Genomic DNA, 18,614 nt, shown 5'->3' on the forward strand with positions numbered 1-18,614 from the left:
AGCTTCGCTCAATTGTGATCGACCAAGCCGGATGTATGGCGGATCAATCGAGCCAGGCGGGTACTGAATCGAGAGCGATCAGCTCTTCATAGGTTCCGCGCGGGCGGATGACGTGGAACTTGTCACCCTTTACCAGCACTTCCGGCACCAACAGGCGCGAATTATAGGTGCCTGCCTGCACGGCGCCGTAAGCACCGGCGGAGCTGACGGCAATCAGATCACCCGGCTGCGGTGCGGCCATCTCGCGGTCCAGCGCCAGATAGTCACCCGTTTCGCAGACGGGGCCAACGATATCGGCCTTGATGCGAGGGGCGTCTACCGCGGGCTGCACGACAGGGCGGATGCCGTGATAGGCCTCGTAAAGCGTCGGGCGGATGAGGTCGTTCATCGCGCCATCGACAATCACGAAGTTCTTTTCGCCGCCATCCTTCACATAGATCACTTCCGTCACCAGAATGCCGGCATTGCCGACGATCAGGCGTCCCGGTTCGGTGATGATCTTGCAGTTGAGGCTCTTTAGCTCGTTCTTGACGATATGCGCATAGGCATCCGGCAGCGGCGGCGGATTATTGTCCTCGCGGTAGGGAATGCCGAGACCGCCGCCGATATCGACGTGGCTGATCGTGTGCCCGTCCGTGCGCAGGGATTCCACCAGTTCGCGCAGCAAGCGGAACGCATCCTCGAAGGGCTGCAATTCTGTGATCTGGCTGCCGATATGCATATCGATGCCGGTGACTTCGATGCCGGGCAGGGTGGCGGCGTGGGCATAGACCGCACGCGCCCGCTCATAGGAAATGCCGAACTTGTTTTCTTTTTTGCCGGTGGAAATCTTGGCATGAGTGCGCGCATCCACATCCGGATTGATGCGGAAGGACACATGCGCCCTTTTTCCGGCCTTGACGGCGCGCAGGTTGAGGACCTCAAGCTCCGGCTCGGATTCGATGTTGAAGCAGTAGATGCCGGCTTCCAGCGCGTAATCCATTTCCGCCACCGTCTTGCCGACGCCGGAGAACATGATGCGGTTTGCCGGTACACCGGCGCCAAGCGCGCGGCGCAATTCGCCGCCGGATACCACGTCGATACCCGCGCCAAGCTTTGCCAGCGTCTTCAGAACGGCCTGGTTGGAATTGGCCTTCATGGCGTAACAGACCATGGCGTCCACATCGGCGAAAGCGCCTGAGAACACCTTGTAGTGGCGCTCCAGCGTCGCGGTCGAATAGACATAGAACGGCGTGCCGACCGCCTTGGCGATCTCAGGCACGGGCACGTTTTCGGCGTGAAGCACGCCGTCGATATAGCCAAAATGGTTCACAGGCTTTTTCCCGTCAGAGAAGCTTGTCGAGGATGAACGGCCGCTCCGCCGTTGCCGGCTTCGTCTCGGTTCCGTCGGCATTGCGCTTGTTGCGCATTTCGACCGGCGTGCTCGGCGGATCGATATCGCCTTTTCGCCCGCAGGCACTGAGAGCAAGACTGACGGCGAGCGCCATGCCGATGGGAACGATGAGATTGCGCGCGGTTTTTGAAAGCATGAGCCTGTCCAAAGGAAATATGTGCTTCTCTGATAACGAAAAACAGGGCGCTTGTGCACCCTGTTTCTTGTGATCGCAGCGTAACGCAGATTTATGAGGGCGGCGGAGAAAAATGGAATCGTTTCCGCCGCCCATTTTAATTTGTCTGCGCATCGGATTTTCCGAAAACCGCTTCACACTTATCGGTCCGATGCGTTAGTTGCGTCCACGCCACCAGGCGATCTGCTTCTTGACCTCGGAAGGAGCCGTTCCGCCGAAGCTGGTGCGGCTGGCAACCGATGCCTCGACTGAAAGAACGTCGAAAACGCCGCTTGTAATGGCCGGATGGATCGCCTGCAGGTCTTCCAGCGAAAGATCGGCCAGATCGCAGCCTTTCTTTTCCGCCAGTGCCACCGCATTTCCGGTCACATGGTGGGCGTCGCGGAAGGGCAGGCCTGCCTCGCGCACCAGCCAGTCAGCAAGATCGGTGGCGGTGGAATAGCCCGAACCGGCGGCCGCACGCATGCGGTCCTTGCGCACCTCAAGGTCGCGGATCATGCCGGTCATGGCGGCGATGGCCAGTTCCAGGCTTTCGGCGGCATCGAAAACCTGTTCCTTGTCTTCCTGCATGTCCTTGGAATAGGCGAGTGGCAGGCCCTTCATCACAGTCAAAAGCGCCACCAGCGAGCCGTTGATGCGGCCGGTCTTGGCTCGCACCAGTTCGGCGGCGTCGGGGTTCTTCTTCTGCGGCATGATCGACGAGCCGGTGGAAAAGGCATCGGACAGGCGGATAAAGCCGAATTGCGGCGTCGACCAGATGACGATTTCTTCGGCGAGGCGCGACAGATGCGTGGCGCAGATCGAGGCGATCGACAGGAACTCCAGCGCGAAATCGCGGTCGGAAACGGTGTCGATGGAGTTGCGGGTCGGCTCGCGGAAGCCGAGCGCCTTTGCCGTCATGTGGCGGTCGATAGGATAACCGGTGCCGGCCAGCGCTGCTGCACCGATCGGGCTTTCATCCAGATGTTCGATTGCGTGACGCACGCGGGCGCGGTCACGGCCGAACATTTCCACATAGGCCATGCAATGATGGCCGAAGGTGACGGGCTGGGCCGTCTGCAGATGGGTGAAGCCGGGCATGACCGTATCGGCATTTTCCTCGGCGCGGTCGAGGAAGGCGGCGATGAGCGCGGTCAGCATGCCTTCCGTCTTCTGCAGCTCTTCCTTGACCCAGAGGCGGAAATCGAGCGCCACCTGGTCGTTGCGCGAGCGGGCGGTGTGCAGACGCCCTGCCGCCGTGCCGATGAGGGTGGCAAGTCGCGCCTCGATGTTCATGTGAATGTCTTCGAGCTTGCGCGAGAATTCGAAGCTGCCAGCCTCGATTTCTGACAGGATCGTGTTCAGGCCGTGAACGATCTTGTCTTTATCTTCCTGCGAAATAATGCCTTTTTCCGCCAGCATGGTGGCATGCGCTATAGAGCCGCGGATGTCCTGGGCATAAAGCTTCTTGTCGAAGCCGATGGAGGCATTTATCTCTTCCATGATGGCTGATGGCCCGGAAGCGAAACGTCCGCCCCACATCTGGTTGGAGGATTTCTGATCTGTGCCGTCAGCCATGTTCTGCGTGCCCTGGAGTATTCGATGACAGAAAAAAGGCCGTTCAGGCTTCCTTCCGCCAGATTGGTTGCAATTGCTGCCGTTGCCGGTGTCGTGTTCGGCGCGGGTGCGGTCTGGTTCAGGCATATTGGGTCTGAGAGCCCGGTTCAAGGGGCAGCGGTTGCCGAGGCCGGTTTATGTGAAGGTGCGGCAAACCGCATCGCCTCGCTGAAACCCCTCCTGAAGGGCCAGGTGGCGGCCATGTCGGCCACGGATACGCCGCGCGGCATCCCGCTGTCCTTCAAGGGTCCGCAAGGGTCGGACATGTCGCTTGCCGATCTCAAGGGCAAGGCGGTTCTCCTCAATCTGTGGGCCACCTGGTGCGTGCCATGCCGGGAGGAAATGCCTGCGCTGAACGCACTCGAGAAGGAAAAGGGCAGCGATGGCTTTGAGGTTGTTGCGGTCAATATCGACACCGGCGCGGACGAAAAACCGAAAGCCTTCATTGACGAATACAAGATCGACGCGCTGAAACTTTATCGCGACAGCTCCATGGGCGTCTTCAATGTTCTGAAAAAGGAAGGGCTGGCTTTCGGCCTTCCCGCAACTCTTCTGCTGGACGAAAAAGGCTGCCTGATTGCCGCCATGAACGGTCCGGCAGCCTGGGACAGCGAAGATGCCAAGGCGTTGGTATCGGCAGTGAAGGCTAAATAATTGTCCAGTGCGGGAGGGACTTACCTCCCGTCATCTCGAATGATTTCAGAGGAATATCTCTTGCGCCTTAGCGCGTCGGAACAGGTGTCTCGCCACGGTAATCGTAAAAACCGCGACCAGATTTGCGGCCGAGCCAGCCGGCCTCGACATATTTCACCAGCAGCGGGCAGGGGCGGTATTTGCTGTCGGCCAGCCCGTCATGCAGCACCTGCATGATCGACAAACAGGTGTCGAGACCGATGAAGTCGGCAAGCTGCAACGGTCCCATCGGATGGTTGGCGCCGAGCCGCATGGCGGTGTCGATTGCTTCCACCGAACCGACGCCCTCATAGAGCGTGTAGATCGCCTCGTTGATCATCGGCAGCAGGATGCGGTTGACGATGAAGGCCGGGAAATCCTCGGCGACGGTGATCGCCTTTTCCAGCGTCCGCACATAGTCCTTCGCCGCATCGAAGGTCTTTTCGTTGGTGGCGATACCGCGCACCAGCTCCACCAGCTTCATCACAGGCACCGGGTTCATGAAGTGGATGCCCATGAACTGTTCGGGACGATCGGTCGCGGACGCAAGGCGGGTGATGGAGAGGGAAGACGTGTTGGTGGCCAAAAGCGCTTCGGGCTTCAGTACCGGGCAAATCTGCGCATAGATCTTGCGTTTGATTTCCTCGTTTTCGGTAGCAGCCTCAATGACCAGATCCATGGGCGCCAGATCGTTGACGTCAGTCGAACCGCTGATGAGCGCGAGTGCATCTTTGCGGGCGTCGTCGGAGAGCTTGCCGTTGGTGACCTGACGGGCAAGATTGCCGTTGATCGTGGCAAGGCCGGCTTCGATTCCGTCCTTGGAAAGATCGTAAATGTGCACCTTGTAACCGGCCAAGGCGGAAACATGCGCGATGCCGCAACCCATTTGACCGGCTCCGATGATACCGATGTTTTTAAAGGGGGCGGTCATATGCTGGTCTCCTCATGGGATTTCATCTGCGTCATTTGCGGCGATGTTACGCATATCGCCGAAAAAGAGAAGGCGGCGCGTTCAAAAAACGCGCCGCCTTTGGCTAAAGGCTTAAAATCACAGAGCCTTCTGGAGTTCCGGCAGAGCCTCGAACAGGTCTGCGACGAGGCCGTAATCGGCAACCTGGAAGATCGGCGCTTCCTCGTCCTTGTTGATGGCTACGATGACCTTCGAGTCCTTCATGCCGGCCAGATGCTGGATGGCGCCCGAAATGCCGGCAGCGATGTAAAGCTGCGGTGCCACGACCTTGCCGGTCTGACCGACCTGCCAGTCGTTCGGTGCATAACCCGCATCGACGGCTGCGCGCGATGCGCCGACGGCTGCACCGAGCTTGTCGGCAACCGGCAGGATCACTTCGCGGAACTTTTCCGAGGAGCCGAGTGCGCGACCGCCCGAGATGATGATCTTCGCAGAGGTCAGTTCCGGACGATCGGAAGAGGCGAGCGCGTCGGACACAAAGACAGAAACGCCGGGGTTCTCGGCAGCGCCGATGGTTTCCACCGGTGCCGAACCGCCTTCAGCGGCTGCCGCAAACGCGGTGGGGCGCACGGTGATGACCTTCTTGGCGTCGCTTGCCTGCACCGTCTGGATGGCGTTGCCGGCATAGATTGGACGTTTGAAAGTATCCGGGCTGACGACCTCAATGATTTCCGAGACCTGGGCCACATCGAGAAGGGCTGCGACGCGTGGGGCGACATTCTTGGCCGAAGCGGTCGCCGGTGCGATGATGACATCATAGGAAGGGCTCAGCGAGACGATCAGCGCCGCCAGCGGCTCGGCAAGCGCGTTGGCATAGGATGCGTCGTCGGCAAGCAGTACCTTGGCAACGCCGGACAGTTTCGCCGCCGCGTCGGCGGCACCCTTCGCACCGGAGCCGGCAACGAGCACGTGGACGTCGCCGCCAATCTGCGTTGCCGCCGTCAGCGTCTTCGCCGTCAGGTCGGAAAGGGTTGCGTTGTCGTGTTCTGCCAGAAGAAGAATGGCCATGTTGTAATCTCCCTTTTCCGAAACCTTAGAGGACGCCGTCGGCTTTGAGCTTTTCGACCAGCTCAGCCACCGAGCCGACCCTGATGCCGGCCTTGCGGCCTGCGGGCTCCTCGGTCTTCAACACCTTCAGACGCGGCGTGACATCGACGCCGAAATCGGCCGGGGTCTTCTTGTCGAGTGGCTTCTTCTTTGCCTTCATGATGTTCGGCAGCGAGGCGTAACGCGGCTCGTTCAGACGAAGATCGGTGGTCACGACAGCGGGAAGTTTCAGTTCGACCGTCTGCAGGCCGCCATCGACTTCACGCGTCACAGCGACCTTGCCATCAGACGGTACGACCTTGGAGGCGAAGGTGCCCTGGCCCCAGCCGAGAAGGGCGGCCAGCATCTGACCGGTCTGGTTACTGTCGTCGTCAATCGCCTGCTTGCCGACGATGACGAGGCCGGGCTGCTCGGCTTCCGCCACGCCCTTCAAAAGCTTGGCGACGGCTAGCGGTTCGACCGTCTCGTCGGTCTCGATAAGGATGGCGCGGTCGGCACCCATGGCGAGCGCCGTGCGCAGCGTCTCTTCCGCCTTGGCAGGGCCGATCGACACGACCACGACTTCTTCGGCCTTGCCGGCTTCTTTCAGCCGCAGAGCCTCTTCCACCGAGATTTCGTCGAACGGGTTCATCGACATCTTCACATTCGCGAGTTCAACGCCCGAACCATCCGACTTCACGCGGATCTTGACGTTGTAATCAACAACTCGTTTGACAGGGACAAGGATCTTCATCGGCGGTTTTCCTCAAACTCCTGTCCGCGAGGCGACAAGACCGCGCGGACCTCCAAAAACAGGTTGGCGACATGGATAAGCATTTTTCCCGCAAATACAACGGAGCAATGTTCATTATCACATGCACGCAAGGCATACCTTACGTTGACGTTAACGTAAATAATTTATCTCTTCGTCAACGGCTCATCTGCTCCCGTCATAGCCCCGTTCGATTTGCGACAACCCCGCCGTTTGCGACGGATTCTTGAACTGCGCCGCCCTTGGCGGAACAATCGTGCGGTCGAACAGGGGAACGTCCGGCCGGCGCATGAAAATTACCATCACAGCCCCGGCCAATATGCCGCCCACATGTGCCCCCCAGGAAACATTTTCCTCAAGGCCAAGTGCCAGCATCAGAAATTGCTGTCCGATCCATAGCGCCAGCGGAATGAAGGCAGGCAAGGGCAACGGAATGCGCATGAACACCAGAACCCAGACGCGCACCTTGGGATGCAGGAGAAAATAGGCCGCGACGACGCCGGAAACAGCGCCTGATGCACCGATAAGCGGCCCTTCTGACATGGGTGCGACAAAGCCGTGCAACAGCGCGCCGGCTATGGCGCAGGCGATGTAAAAGATAAGGAAACGGAAGTGGCCGAGTGCGTCCTCGACGTTGTCGCCGAAGACCCACAGAAACAGCATATTGCCTGCCATGTGCCAGAAATCCAGATGCAGGAACGCATAGGTGACGACGGTCAGGTCATCCGGCACCACCTGCAAGGCGGGCTCCAGGTAGGCGTAGTCGAACACCACAGCCGGGATGAAACCGAGGCCGAGCGCTGCGGCATTGGCCTGGACGTCACTGGCAAGCACGCCGGTAAATAGCCATACCAGCACGTTGACCACGATCAGGCCGATCGTGACATATTGCAGCCGGATATGTTTGAGGGAATTCGCATCGTGCAGCGGTATGAACATCGAATGCCCTTCGTTTGTGCGAGAGATAGGCTTTAGCGGTTCTTGCCGGGAACCCACAATATGTCAGCCTTGCCCATGTCATTGGCAAACCGGGCGGCAACGAACAGGAAGTCGGACAGGCGGTTGACATATTTCAGCGCTTCCGGGCTGACGATCTCGTTTTCAGCAACCGAGAGTTCCACCATGAGCCGTTCCGCGCGTCGGCAGATCGTGCGCGCCAGATGCAGATTGGCCGCCGCCGCATTGCCGCCCGGCAGCACGAAGGAGGTCAGCGGCTCAATTGCGGAGTTGAGGTCGTCGATTTCGTTTTCCAGCCGCGTGACCTGGCTCTCGATAATGCGCAGCGGTTCGTAGGCTGGCGGCTCGTCGGTTTCCGGGGTCGCGAGATCCGCGCCGAGGTCGAACATGTCGTTCTGGATGCGGAACAGCATGGAATCCAGCTTTTCCATGCTGGCAATATCAGTGTTGGCGGTATGCAGCCGCGCCACGCCGATCGCCGAATTCGTTTCGTCCACCGTGCCATAGGCCTCGACGCGAAGATCGTGCTTCAGGCGGCGGGGACCGGACACCAGCGCCGTCGTGCCCTTGTCGCCGGTGCGGGTGTAGATCTTGTTCAGCTTCACCATGTCAGCGTCCACCGCCGGTGAGCCAAAGGGTCAGCATGATGAGCACGATGGCGATGGCCTGCAACAGAAGGCGAAGCTGCATCAACTTGTTGGAGCGGTTGGCGTCTTGGCCCTTCAGCATGTTGAAAAGGCCTCGTATCAGCACGATGACAACGAGGCCCATAACGATAAGGGCCAGAACAGTGGTGAAGCCGGACATTTAGGGGGTACTCCTCCTCAATCGAATCTGCGCAGCAGACGATAGAACAGTCCGGCAGGCAAGAGCCGTTTCAGCAACAGCCCCTGTTTGGCGGGAACGGTGACGGGATAATGCGGTTTTGGCTTTGCGGCGGTCAGGGCGTGTTTCAGCACGGCATAAACGGCATCGGGGCCAAGCTTGTGGCGGTTGACCGGGCCGGACCCATCCATCCGCGCCAGCTGACGCTTGTATTCCACAGCATGGGCCGAGTTTTCCAGATCGATCTTGTCCCTGACGTGGGCAAGCGCCGTCGTGGTGAATTTCGACGTGATCGGCCCCGGTTCGATCAGGCTCACATGGATGCCGCTGCCCTGAAGTTCCATGCGCAGCGTGACGCCAAGGCCCTCGATCGCGAATTTCGATGCGGTATAGGCACCACGATAACGATAGGGAACGAGGCCGAGAATGGAGGAGCAATGCACGATGCGCCCTGAACCGTGCTGGCGCATGAAGGGAATGACCCGCCGCGTCAGATCGTGCCAGCCGAAGACGTTGGTTTCGAATTGCTGCCGCAGTGCTTCCACCGGCAGATCCTCCACAGCACCCGGCTGGCCATAGGCGCCGTTGTTGAACAGCGCATCGATGCGGCCTCCGGTTCTGGCCGCAACCGTATCCACGAGAGCCGCGATGGTTTCGGGCTTGGTATAGTCCATGATCAGGGTTTCTATGCCCTCATTTTCGAGCGCGGCCATATCGACGATGCGGCGCACGGTGGCAAACACTCTCCAGCCGTCGCGGTGAAGCGCGCCGGCACAATGGGCTCCGATGCCCGAGGAACATCCGGTAATTATGATGACGGGTTTTTCAGGCATCTATGCCGCTCCGGAAAGCCGAATGTTGCGCTGGCCCGATGGTCCGGCCTGTGAAAATTGTATTGCGCAAAATCTGTATGCCTGCGGGAACCGAAAGGCGGGCTTGTGCGCTGTACAAAGTAGAGCTGACTTCCCATATTCGGGGCGAAGTTACAAATGAAATGCCGATGAATGGAGGCGACATGGTTGCCGCAGTGCGCCTGGCAGGCAAGGTTGCCTTCGATGCCTATTCTCATTTTGCCGAGGATGACGGCTGGGCGATGGCGAGCCACATGGCGCTTTCCATCCTGCTGGCGCTGTTCCCGTTCCTGATTTTCGGCACGGCTTTGGCCGGTTTTCTGGGGGCTGACCAGTTTTCCGAGACGGCGGTGCATCTGATTTTTGACACCTGGCCGGAAGCGATCGCAGGTCCGCTTGCTGCGCAGGTGCAGCAGGTCCTGACCATTCCGCGCGGCGGACTGCTGACGATTTCGGTGCTGGCGGCCGCATATTTTGCCTCCAACGGCGTCGAGGCGCTCAGAATCTCGCTCAACCGCGCCTATCGCGTCACGGAAACGCGCTGGTGGTACATCACCCGTCTTCTCAGTCTGCTTTATGTATTGATCGCAGTGGTAGTCTTTACCGGCATCAGTATCGTACTTGTTGCGGTGCCGGTCGCAACGTCCTTTGCCGAACAGCGGTTTCCCTGGCTGACGGATGCGCTGAACACGGTTTCCAGCCTCGGACTTTACGGCACCATCGTCGTTCTGACGGTCGGGCTGGTGGCGGCGCATCTGTGGCTTCCGGCCGGCAAACGCCGCATCTGGGATGTCTGGCCCGGCATTCTGCTGACAATGATCTTCTGGGTCATCGGCGCGGCGATCTTTGCCTATTACCTCTCCACCTTCGCCAATTATGCCGCCACCTACGCCGGTCTGGCCTCGGTGATGGTGGTTCTGGTGTTTCTTTACATGGTGGGTGTCATCTTCATGCTGGGTGCGGAAGTGAATGCCGCTCTGATGAAATACAAGGTCCGGCAGATCATCCGCCGCAATATCTCCGGCAACAGTGCGCGCCGCGAGCAGGTGCTAGAGGAGCCCGACAAGCCGGCGGATATCTGACGGCGTTTTTCCTTCCGCCCGAAGCGCTGAAAGGCCGGTGCTGCCTTCGCTTTTCGAGAGCTTGCGCCCATCAGCACCCAAAATCAGTCGGTGGTGGTGATAGGCGGGTGGCGGCAGGTCCAGCAATTGTTGCAGCAGCCGGTGAATGGCGGTTGCGTTAAACAGATCCATGCCGCGCACCACATGGGTGATGCCTTGCAGCGCGTCATCCAACACCACGGAAAGATGATAGCTCGAGGGGGCGTCGGAGCGCGACAGCACCACATCGCCCCACAGCGCCGGCAAAGCTTCGATTTCCCCGGTCTGCCCGTCGCCGCTCTCGCGCCAGAACAGCTTGCTGTGCAAGGTGCGGACCGCCTTTTCCATGTCGAGCCGCCAGGCGTGTTGCCTGCCTGATGCCAGAAGTTCGGCCCGTTCCGCCTGCGGCCTTTGCCGATCTATTGCGGGGTAAAGCGGCGCGCCGTCGGGATCGCGCGGCCAGAGCCTTCCCTCTGCCTCAAAGGCCCTGACAACGGCTTTCGTCTCACCCCGGCTTAAGAAGGCGGGATAGGCGAGGTCGGCCTCGACCAGCCTGTCGAGTGCTGTGCGATACTCATCGAAGTGCTCCGATTGCCGCCGCACCGGCTTTTCCCATTCCAGTCCCAGCCAGCCAAGATCATCATAGATCGCCTGCTCCAGCTCCGGAGTGCAGCGCGTCTGGTCGATATCTTCGATGCGCAGCAGAAAATGGCCACTGTTTTCCCGCATCATGTCGTGGTTCAGAAAAGCGGAAAGCGCATGGCCCAGATGCAGGGCGCCATTGGGGCTGGGCGCAAAACGATAAACCGGTTTTTGACGGACGGGCGAAGGCATGGTTTCTTCTGCCATGTTTTGAAGCGCCTCGCCACCCGGTGCCGGGCCAACGTGAATATGGGCTGTGCAGACATGAAAATCATCAGGGGCCTCGACGATATCAGCGAAGGTCTGGCGCATCTTGCCCGCCTCGATCCGGCTCTTAGCCTTATTATCGAAAAAGCCGGTCCGTTGGAGTTGCGTATTCACGAGCCCGGCTTTGCGGGCCTTGCCCATATCGTCGTGTCGCAGATGGTGTCGCGCGCCAGCGCCAACGCCATATGGGTCCGTATCCTTGCCGGCACGGGCGGGGCGGTGACGGCGGAAAACTATCTGGCGGTGCCGGAAGAATTGCGCGCCACATTCGGCCTTTCCCGGGCCAAGGCAACAACGCTGGAAGGGTTGGCGCACGCGGTTGCGGATGGCCGCATCGATCTTGATGCCGTCAGTCGCAAGGAAGCGGATGTGGCCCTTTCTGAGCTGGTGGCGCTTCGCGGCATTGGTCCGTGGACGGCGGAAGTATATCTGATGTTCTGCGGCGGCCACCCCGACATTTTTCCGGTTGGCGATGTGGCGCTGCGGGCTGCGGTGGGCCACGCGCTTTCGCTCGAGGCACGGCCGGATGCGAAATGGTTGGCGGCGCGGGCGGAACTCTGGACGCCCTGGCGCTCCGTCGCCGCCCGGCTGTTCTGGGGCTACTATGCAAATATCATGCGGCGCGCGATGGTGCCGCTACCCTGATATGGCCGCGCGGCGCTAGAAGTCTGCGATCCGGTAGGGCAAGGCCCCACGTGAGAGATGATCGACATGTAGTTTGCGTTTTAGCGGCGGTACGGCGCGCTGCACGCAGTCGACCCTTTCGCAAACCCGGCAGGAAACGCCGATGGGCTTGAAGGAGGCGGCATTGGCGAGATCGAGTGTATCGGCATAGACGAAATTCTGCGCATGGGAAATTTCGCAGCCGAGCGCGATGGCATAGCGTGGCCTGTCCGTGTTGAAACCGGCGCCGGCTTTTTCGATCTGTGTGGCGATGGAAAGATAGCGCACGCCGTCAGGTGTTTCCGCCAGCTGGCGTACTATCCTGTCGGAGCTTTCGAAGGCCTGATGAATGTTCCAGAGCGGACAGGCCGCGCCGAAACGGGCAAATTGCAGCCTTGTGGCGCTGTGGCGTTTGGTGATGTTGCCAGCCCGGTCGATCTTGGCGAAAAAGATCGGTACGCCTTTCTGACCAGGGCGTTGCAAAGTGCTGAGCCTGTGGGCCACCTGTTCAAGGCTCGCGCCGAAGCGCACGGCCAGAAGTTCCAGATCGTGGCGCAATTCCTGCGCGGCCCGGTGAAATTGCCCATATGGCAGGATCAGCGCGGCGGCGAAATAGTTGTGAAGGCCGATGCGACAGATTTCCGCGGCTTCGGCGCTACGGAAACCGGCGCCGGCCAGCACTCTGTCCACGGTTGCTCCCGCATGAAGCTGGGCGATCTGAAGCGCAAGCTGAAAACAGCGGGTCGGTACTGCCATGTAGGAACTGAGCGCCAGCGTTTTGCCGGCCGGATCGAAATGCCGGATCAATCCGCCCGCCGCCTCCGTTCTGGTGATATGGACACCGAAGCGGCTGCGTAGATGGGCCGCGAGAATGCCGTAGGTCTCGCCGCCCTCTATCTCCAGTTCGTATGCAAGTTCTTCCGCCAGAAGATCGATCTCGGCAACGTAATTGTCGACGAAGTGGAAGAAATCGCGGACCTCTTCGTAAGGTGTTCTTTCCACCTGCGCGGTTCCCCGCCCCAGCCTGTCATCCAGCTGCACCAGCTGCTCGCTATTTTGCCGGTAGGCCTGGTGGGCGCGCAAAAGCGCATGGGCAAAACCCGGTGCGTTCTGCGCAATCAGCTTCAGCTCCTGCAGCCCGGGCTCGTAATTCAGGAACAGCGGGTCTTTCAGGGCCTCGCGCACAGCGGAAACCAGCCGGTCGTTTTCGCCGGTTGCCAGCTCCGTCACGTCGAGCTGGAATTTTTCCACCAGCGTCACCAGAACGCTGGCGGAAACGGGTCGCTGATTGTTTTCGATCTGGTTCAGATAACTGGCCGAAATGCCGAGCCGTTCGGCAAACTGTGCCTGCGTGGCGCGGGCGTTTTCGCGAAGGCCGCGGACCTTGCGGCCGATGAAGAGCTTTTCCATAGCCATGTTGCAACTTTGCAAAAGTAAATATTGCAAATATTTATGCCACGCATACGCGCACGATCAAGGCTTCTAGGCGAATGTTTTCTAAGCTATTGATTTGAGGAAACGCATGGAGGAAACATGCCCAGCATTCTGGAGCAATTGCAGACGCGCCGCGACGAAGCGCGGCTCGGCGGCGGCGTCAAGCGCATTGAGGCGCAGCATGCCAAGGGCAAGCTGACGGCGCGCGAGCGCATCGATGTGTTGCTGGATGAAGGTTCCTTCGAAGAGTACGACATGTACGTTACCCACCGGGCGGTGGATTTCGGCATGGCCGAACAGAAGGTGGCGGGCGATGGCGTCGTTACCGGCTGGGGCACCATCAACGGCCGGCAGGTCTATGTTTTCAGCCAGGATTTTACCGTGCTCGGCGGTTCGCTGTCGGAAACCCATGCCCAGAAAATCTGCAAGATCATGGATATGGCCGTGCGCAACGGCGCGCCCGTGATTGGCCTCAACGACAGTGGCGGCGCGCGCATTCAGGAAGGTGTTGCTTCGCTCGGCGGTTATGCCGACGTTTTCAAGCGCAACGTCATCGCCTCCGGTGTCGTGCCTCAAATCTCTGTCATCATGGGGCCGTGTGCCGGTGGTGCCGTTTATTCGCCTGCCATGACCGACTTCATCTTCATGGTGCGCGATACCTCCTACATGTTCGTAACCGGGCCGGATGTGGTGAAGACCGTGACCAACGAGATCGTCACGGCGGAAGAGCTGGGCGGCGCCTCCACACACACCAAAAAATCCTCCGTTGCCGATGGCGCCTATGAAAACGACATCGAGACACTTGAGCATGTGCGCCTGCTTTTCGATTTCCTGCCGCTGAATAATCGGGAAAAACCGCCAGTCCGGCCTTTTCATGACGATCCCGCACGGTTGGAAGCGCGCCTCGATACGCTGATCCCCGACAGTTCCAACAAGCCATACGATATGAAGGAACTGATCCATGCGCTCGCCGACGAGGGCGATTTCTTCGAGTTGCAGGAGGCGTTTGCCAGAAACATCATCACCGGTTTCATGCGTCTGGAAGGCCAGACGGTAGGCGTCGTCGCAAACCAGCCGATGGTGCTGGCCGGGTGTCTGGATATTGACAGCTCACGCAAGGCCGCCCGCTTCGTGCGCTTCTGCGATGCCTTCAACATTCCCCTGCTGACACTGGTGGATGTGCCCGGTTTCCTGCCGGGAACGGCGCAGGAATATGGCGGCGTCATCAAGCACGGCGCGAAACTGCTGTTTGCCTATTCTGAGGCGACGGTTCCGATGGTGACGCTAATTACCCGCAAGGCCTATGGTGGCGCTTATGACGTGATGGCCTCGAAACATATCGGCGCTGATGTGAACTATGCCTGGCCGACTGCGGAAATCGCTGTCATGGGCGCAAAAGGGGCCGCGGAAATCCTCTATCGCTCGGAGCTTTCCGATCCGGACAAGATCGCCGCGCGCACAAGGGAATATGAGGAGCGTTTCGCCAATCCCTTCGTGGCGGCAGAGCGTGGTTTCATCGATGAGGTCATCATGCCGCATTCCTCGCGCCGCCGCATCGCCCGTGCCTTTGCTTCGCTGCGGGGCAAGAACGTCGAAACCCGCTGGAAAAAGCACGATACCATTCCGCTCTGACCTGCTCTGGGGCTGGAAAAATACTTTGGCCACCTTACTATAATGATGTTCAGGCGCCCGACCTTCGGTGCCCTCCCGAAACGCACAAGGACTGATTTTTATGGCCGAGAACTCCTCCGCAGATAATTTTCCCGCCGGATATGAAGTGCCCAAGGTCTGGACCTGGGACAAGGGTAATGGCGGCCAGTTCGCCAATATCAATCGCCCGATCGCCGGTCCCACCCATGACAAGGAATTGCCGGTCGGCAAACATCCGTTGCAGCTTTATTCGCTGGCAACGCCGAATGGCCAGAAGGTCTCGATCATGCTGGAAGAATTGCTGGCCGCTGGCCACAAGGGCGCCGAATATGATGCCTGGCTGATCAAGATCGGCGAAGGCGACCAGTTCGGCTCCGGTTTTGTCGGCGTCAATCCGAACTCCAAGATCCCGGCGCTGATGGATCATTCGACGCCCGAGCCGACCCGGGTTTTCGAGAGCGGCTCGATCCTCGTCTATCTCGCGGAAAAATTCGGCGCTTTCCTGCCGAAAGAGGGCAATGCCCGCACGCAGGCGCTGAACTGGCTGTTCTGGCAGATGGGTTCCGCCCCCTTCCTCGGCGGCGGTTTCGGCCATTTCTACGCCTACGCCCCGATCAAGATCAAATATGCTATCGACCGTTACGCCATGGAGGTTAAACGCCAGCTTGACGTGCTTGACCGTCATCTGGCCGACAACCGTTATCTGGCGGGCTCGGAATATACGATTGCCGACATGGCCGTCTGGCCCTGGTATGGCAAGATAGCGCTCGGCCAAGCTTATGGCGATGCCGGTGCTTTCCTTGAAGCGGCCGGTTATAAGAACCTTATGCGCTGGACGCTTGAAATTGGCGAACGCCCTGCGGTCAAGCGCGGCGTGATCGTCAACAAAACCTCGGGCGATCCGTCCGAACAATTGCATGAACGCCACGATGCCTCCGACTTCGAGCAGAAGACGCAGGACAAAATCGGCAAGGCATAACGAAAAGACTAGAGCGCTTCTGGTTTTAATAGGACCATGAAAGCGCTCTAATTATTTGAATTTACGCATATCCGGACGTAAAAGCGGACCTGCTTTTAATGGAAATGCTTCTGGAAGGACAAAAGATGGCGAACCTGCCCGAAATGACCAAACACAAGGGATTTCCCTCCGGCATGCCGAGCACGGGCATCCAGTTCACCATCCGCCGCGCCAATCCAAAAGGGGTAACGCCCATCAAGATGATACCCCGAAGGGCGCGGGACGATTCCAAGGAACACCGCATCGATGCGGCCTTCCTGCACTCGCTCTGGCACCATTTTGGTCCCGAGCCGTTCGAGCGTGGTAATCTCGACGCGGCCCGCCTCAGCCTGCTGTTCGGCCGCGAGGTCTTGCCGGCGGAAAAGAATTTCGATCCGCTTTCCTACCAGGCGATGCTTGTCATCGACGAGCGCGTCGCCCGGCAGAATTTCCCGGAATCCTTCGAGAACTTTTTCGAGATTTGAGGACGGCATACGGCATTTGTCGTGAGGGGAAGAGGGGAGAATAACCGCGTGATCAAGAAAATCCTCATCGCCAATCGCGGCGAGATCGCCTGCCGGGTCATCAAGACGGCGAAGAAGATGGGCATTGCGACGGTTGCCGTCTATTCGGATGCTGATGCCAATGCTTTGCATGTAAAGATGGCGGATGAGGCCGTTCATATCGGTCCGGCGCCCTCGTCGCAGTCCTATATCGTCATCGATAAAATCCTTGCTGCGATCGAGAAGACCGGGGCTGATGCGGTGCATCCCGGCTATGGCTTCCTGTCGGAGAACGCTGCCTTTGCCGAGGCGCTGGAGAAGGCGGGTGTGATCTTCATCGGCCCGCCGGTCGGCGCTATCCAGGCCATGGGCGACAAGATCACCTCCAAGAAGCTCGCGGCGGAAGCCGGTGTTTCCACCGTGCCCGGCCATATGGGGCTGATTGGGGATGCAGATGAGGCGGTGAGGATCGCCTCCGAGATCGGTTATCCCGTGATGATCAAGGCCTCGGCCGGCGGCGGCGGAAAGGGCATGCGCATCGCCTTTAACGATGCGGAGGCGCGCGAGGGTTTCCAGTCGTCAAAAAACGAGGCGAAATCTTCCTTTGGGGACGACCGCATCTTCATCGAGAAATTCGTCACCCAGCCGCGCCATATCGAAATTCAGGTGCTGGGCGATCAACACGGCAATATTCTTTACCTTGGCGAGCGAGAGTGCTCGATCCAGCGCCGCAACCAGAAGGTCATTGAGGAAGCGCCATCGCCCTTTCTTGATGAGGCAACGCGCAAGGCCATGGGCGAGCAGGCCGTGGCTCTGTCGAGAGCAGTTGGTTACCATTCGGCCGGAACGGTGGAATTCATCGTTGATGGCGAGCGCAATTTCTACTTTCTGGAAATGAATACGCGCCTGCAGGTGGAACATCCGGTAACGGAACTCGTCACAGGCATTGATCTGGTCGAGCAGATGATCCGCGTGGCATCAGGCGAAAAGCTGTCCTTCGGGCAGACCGATATAAGGTTGAACGGCTGGGCAATCGAAAGCCGGCTTTATGCTGAAGACCCGTATCGTAATTTCTTGCCCTCCATCGGCCGGTTGACACGGTATCGCCCGCCGCAAGAGGGCGAGCAGGAAAACGGCACCGTGATCCGCAACGATACCGGCGTCTTCGAAGGCGGTGAAATCTCGATGTATTACGATCCGATGATCGCCAAGCTTTGTAGCTGGGCAAAGGATCGTGAAACCGCCATCGATGCCATGGGGCAGGCGCTGGATCGTTTCGAAGTGGAGGGCATCGGCCACAATCTGCCGTTCCTCTCGGCTGTCATGCAGCACGAGCGTTTTCGGGCCGGCCGTCTGACGACGGGTTTTATCGCCGAGGAATTTCCGGAGGGCTTTTCCGGGGTCGAGCCCGATGAGGCCTCCGCGCGCAAGCTCGCAGCCATCGCCACCGTTATCCACCAGCGGCTTCAAAACCGTGCGGTCGAAATTTCCGGTACCATTGGCAATCATCGTCGCATTGTCGGTCAGGACTGGGGTGGTTTCGCTTGGTCAATCCCGTCGAAGCGTCAGCGTGGAAACCGGTGCTGAAGGCATGGCAATCCGTTTTGAGGATGGTGCTGCGCTGACGGTCGCTACCGGCTGGCTTCCCGGCCGCAGCCTTGGCCTGTTCACGGTGGCGGGCGAGGTGATCGCCGCCAAGGTCGATCTTGCCGGTGCGGCGGTTCGTCTGCGCTGGCGCGGCATGGATGTTCTCGCCCATGTGCGCAGCCCGCGCGTGGCGGAACTGGCGCTGCTGATGCCGGAAAAGCTGCCGCCCGATACGTCGAAACTGTTGCTCTGCCCGATGCCGGGCGTCATCACCGGGATCTCGGTTGGCGAGGGGGACGAGGTGGAAGCCGGTCAGGCGCTGGCGACGGTGGAGGCAATGAAGATGGAGAACATCCTGCGTGCGGAAAAACGCGGCCGGGTCGCCAAAGTGTCGGCAAAGCCGGGCGATAGCCTCGCCGTGGATGAGGTTATCATCGAATTTGAATAGGGCTTGATACCGTTTTTGAGGAACGGATGAGGGGCGGAGCGGGTTACGGGGTAGGCTGGATTTCGGTCACGATCACCAGTCACAGT

Annotated in this window: 18 protein-coding genes and 1 pseudogene; 7 read left to right on the plus strand and 12 right to left on the minus strand. The window is 59.4% G+C overall.

Features of this window, described 5'->3' with window-relative positions:
* Positions 1 to 43 precede the first annotated feature (43 nt).
* The 3 genes from lysA to argH form a co-directional block, all read right to left on the minus strand.
* Positions 44 to 1,312 (minus strand): diaminopimelate decarboxylase, encoded by a 1,269-nt coding sequence (gene lysA / locus QE432_RS05785; RefSeq protein ID WP_019564865.1) that lies wholly within the window; start codon positions 1,310 to 1,312, stop codon positions 44 to 46.
* Between the two features lie 13 nt (positions 1,313 to 1,325).
* Complete coding sequence (gene lptM, locus QE432_RS05790; protein WP_035199619.1) at positions 1,326 to 1,529, minus strand: LPS translocon maturation chaperone LptM; 204 nt, start codon at positions 1,527 to 1,529, stop codon at positions 1,326 to 1,328.
* A 195-nt stretch (positions 1,530 to 1,724) separates the two neighbouring features.
* Positions 1,725 to 3,125, minus strand: a complete 1,401-nt coding sequence (argH, locus tag QE432_RS05795; RefSeq protein WP_025595424.1) for an argininosuccinate lyase — start codon at positions 3,123 to 3,125, stop codon at positions 1,725 to 1,727.
* 24 nt (positions 3,126 to 3,149) lie between these two features.
* Here argH and tlpA point away from each other — a divergent pair, with 24 nt between their 5' ends.
* Positions 3,150 to 3,818, plus strand: coding sequence for a thiol:disulfide interchange protein TlpA (gene tlpA, locus QE432_RS05800; protein ID WP_065704415.1), 669 nt, complete (start codon positions 3,150 to 3,152; stop codon positions 3,816 to 3,818).
* Positions 3,819 to 3,885: 67 nt separating this feature from the next.
* Here tlpA and QE432_RS05805 read toward each other — a convergent pair whose 3' ends face one another.
* The 7 genes from QE432_RS05805 to QE432_RS05835 all read right to left on the minus strand — a co-directional run bounded on the left by QE432_RS05805 (position 3,886) and on the right by QE432_RS05835 (position 9,219).
* A complete protein-coding gene (locus QE432_RS05805) occupies positions 3,886 to 4,767 on the minus strand; it encodes a 3-hydroxybutyryl-CoA dehydrogenase (protein ID WP_013761782.1) in 882 nt (293 codons plus the stop codon).
* Positions 4,768 to 4,884: 117 nt separating this feature from the next.
* On the minus strand, positions 4,885 to 5,814 hold the full coding sequence (locus QE432_RS05810) for an electron transfer flavoprotein subunit alpha/FixB family protein (RefSeq protein WP_003511321.1): 930 nt from the start codon (positions 5,812 to 5,814) through the stop codon (positions 4,885 to 4,887).
* 25 nt (positions 5,815 to 5,839) lie between these two features.
* Positions 5,840 to 6,586 (minus strand): electron transfer flavoprotein subunit beta/FixA family protein, encoded by a 747-nt coding sequence (locus QE432_RS05815; protein ID WP_013761780.1) that lies wholly within the window; start codon positions 6,584 to 6,586, stop codon positions 5,840 to 5,842.
* A gap of 183 nt (positions 6,587 to 6,769) precedes the next feature.
* A complete protein-coding gene (locus QE432_RS05820; protein ID WP_003511318.1) occupies positions 6,770 to 7,543 on the minus strand; it encodes a rhomboid family intramembrane serine protease in 774 nt (257 codons plus the stop codon).
* 32 nt (positions 7,544 to 7,575) lie between these two features.
* Positions 7,576 to 8,169, minus strand: coding sequence for a cob(I)yrinic acid a,c-diamide adenosyltransferase (locus tag QE432_RS05825; RefSeq protein WP_065704414.1), 594 nt, complete (start codon positions 8,167 to 8,169; stop codon positions 7,576 to 7,578).
* Position 8,170: 1 nt separating this feature from the next.
* On the minus strand, positions 8,171 to 8,368 hold the full coding sequence (locus QE432_RS05830; RefSeq protein ID WP_003497428.1) for a twin transmembrane helix small protein: 198 nt from the start codon (positions 8,366 to 8,368) through the stop codon (positions 8,171 to 8,173).
* A gap of 17 nt (positions 8,369 to 8,385) precedes the next feature.
* A complete protein-coding gene (locus QE432_RS05835; protein WP_035199614.1) occupies positions 8,386 to 9,219 on the minus strand; it encodes an SDR family oxidoreductase in 834 nt (277 codons plus the stop codon).
* A 182-nt stretch (positions 9,220 to 9,401) separates the two neighbouring features.
* On the opposite strand from QE432_RS05835, the gene QE432_RS05840 reads away from it, so the two are divergent.
* The gene (locus tag QE432_RS05840) at positions 9,402 to 10,319 is read left to right on the plus strand and encodes a YihY/virulence factor BrkB family protein (RefSeq protein ID WP_013761775.1); all 918 of its coding nucleotides are present in this window, start codon (positions 9,402 to 9,404) and stop codon (positions 10,317 to 10,319) included.
* Here the strand turns inward: QE432_RS05840 and gluQRS are convergent.
* A complete protein-coding gene (gluQRS, locus tag QE432_RS05845) occupies positions 10,287 to 11,171 on the minus strand; it encodes a tRNA glutamyl-Q(34) synthetase GluQRS (protein WP_162632826.1) in 885 nt (294 codons plus the stop codon). The genes QE432_RS05840 and gluQRS overlap by 33 nt on opposite strands.
* 72 nt (positions 11,172 to 11,243) lie before the next feature.
* Between gluQRS and QE432_RS05850 the strand changes: the two genes are divergently transcribed.
* A complete protein-coding gene (locus tag QE432_RS05850; RefSeq protein ID WP_013761773.1) occupies positions 11,244 to 11,891 on the plus strand; it encodes a DNA-3-methyladenine glycosylase family protein in 648 nt (215 codons plus the stop codon).
* A 15-nt stretch (positions 11,892 to 11,906) separates the two neighbouring features.
* Here QE432_RS05850 and QE432_RS05855 read toward each other — a convergent pair whose 3' ends face one another.
* Positions 11,907 to 13,325 carry a helix-turn-helix domain-containing protein gene (locus tag QE432_RS05855; protein WP_065704413.1) on the minus strand — a complete coding sequence of 473 codons (1,419 nt, stop codon included), beginning with the start codon at positions 13,323 to 13,325 and terminating at the stop codon, positions 11,907 to 11,909.
* 117 nt (positions 13,326 to 13,442) lie between these two features.
* On the opposite strand from QE432_RS05855, the gene QE432_RS05860 reads away from it, so the two are divergent.
* The 4 genes and pseudogenes from QE432_RS05860 (at position 13,443) to QE432_RS05875 (ending at position 18,528) form a co-directional block, all read left to right on the plus strand.
* Positions 13,443 to 14,975, plus strand: coding sequence for an acyl-CoA carboxylase subunit beta (locus QE432_RS05860; RefSeq protein WP_035199610.1), 1,533 nt, complete (start codon positions 13,443 to 13,445; stop codon positions 14,973 to 14,975).
* Positions 14,976 to 15,075: 100 nt separating this feature from the next.
* Positions 15,076 to 15,972, plus strand: coding sequence for a glutathione-dependent disulfide-bond oxidoreductase (yghU, locus tag QE432_RS05865; RefSeq protein WP_003511310.1), 897 nt, complete (start codon positions 15,076 to 15,078; stop codon positions 15,970 to 15,972).
* Positions 15,973 to 16,097: 125 nt separating this feature from the next.
* On the plus strand, positions 16,098 to 16,475 hold the full coding sequence (locus QE432_RS05870) for a hypothetical protein (RefSeq protein WP_013761770.1): 378 nt from the start codon (positions 16,098 to 16,100) through the stop codon (positions 16,473 to 16,475).
* 48 nt (positions 16,476 to 16,523) lie between these two features.
* Positions 16,524 to 18,528, plus strand: a pseudogene (locus QE432_RS05875) (acetyl-CoA carboxylase biotin carboxylase subunit).
* Positions 18,529 to 18,614: the final 86 nt, after the last annotated feature.

The sequence above is a fragment of the Agrobacterium sp. SORGH_AS_0745 genome, assembly GCF_030818995.1.
In the GTDB taxonomy this organism is placed as follows: domain Bacteria; phylum Pseudomonadota; class Alphaproteobacteria; order Rhizobiales; family Rhizobiaceae; genus Agrobacterium; species Agrobacterium tumefaciens.

Coding starts and splice junctions, on each gene's coding strand:
- QE432_RS05815 (WP_013761780.1), bottom strand. CDS start 6,586: ATGAAGATCCTTGTCCCTGTCAAACGAGTTGTTGATTACAACGTCAAG.
- QE432_RS05830 (WP_003497428.1), bottom strand. CDS start 8,368: ATGTCCGGCTTCACCACTGTTCTGGCCCTTATCGTTATGGGCCTCGTT.
- argH (WP_025595424.1), bottom strand. CDS start 3,125: ATGGCTGACGGCACAGATCAGAAATCCTCCAACCAGATGTGGGGCGGA.
- QE432_RS05820 (WP_003511318.1), bottom strand. CDS start 7,543: ATGTTCATACCGCTGCACGATGCGAATTCCCTCAAACATATCCGGCTG.
- tlpA (WP_065704415.1), top strand. CDS start 3,150: ATGACAGAAAAAAGGCCGTTCAGGCTTCCTTCCGCCAGATTGGTTGCA.
- QE432_RS05810 (WP_003511321.1), bottom strand. CDS start 5,814: ATGGCCATTCTTCTTCTGGCAGAACACGACAACGCAACCCTTTCCGAC.
- lptM (WP_035199619.1), bottom strand. CDS start 1,529: ATGCTTTCAAAAACCGCGCGCAATCTCATCGTTCCCATCGGCATGGCG.
- QE432_RS05805 (WP_013761782.1), bottom strand. CDS start 4,767: ATGACCGCCCCCTTTAAAAACATCGGTATCATCGGAGCCGGTCAAATG.
- QE432_RS05835 (WP_035199614.1), bottom strand. CDS start 9,219: ATGCCTGAAAAACCCGTCATCATAATTACCGGATGTTCCTCGGGCATC.
- yghU (WP_003511310.1), top strand. CDS start 15,076: ATGGCCGAGAACTCCTCCGCAGATAATTTTCCCGCCGGATATGAAGTG.
- QE432_RS05840 (WP_013761775.1), top strand. CDS start 9,402: ATGGTTGCCGCAGTGCGCCTGGCAGGCAAGGTTGCCTTCGATGCCTAT.
- QE432_RS05850 (WP_013761773.1), top strand. CDS start 11,244: ATGAAAATCATCAGGGGCCTCGACGATATCAGCGAAGGTCTGGCGCAT.
- QE432_RS05855 (WP_065704413.1), bottom strand. CDS start 13,325: ATGGCTATGGAAAAGCTCTTCATCGGCCGCAAGGTCCGCGGCCTTCGC.
- QE432_RS05870 (WP_013761770.1), top strand. CDS start 16,098: ATGGCGAACCTGCCCGAAATGACCAAACACAAGGGATTTCCCTCCGGC.
- QE432_RS05860 (WP_035199610.1), top strand. CDS start 13,443: ATGCCCAGCATTCTGGAGCAATTGCAGACGCGCCGCGACGAAGCGCGG.
- gluQRS (WP_162632826.1), bottom strand. CDS start 11,171: ATGCCTTCGCCCGTCCGTCAAAAACCGGTTTATCGTTTTGCGCCCAGC.
- QE432_RS05825 (WP_065704414.1), bottom strand. CDS start 8,169: ATGGTGAAGCTGAACAAGATCTACACCCGCACCGGCGACAAGGGCACG.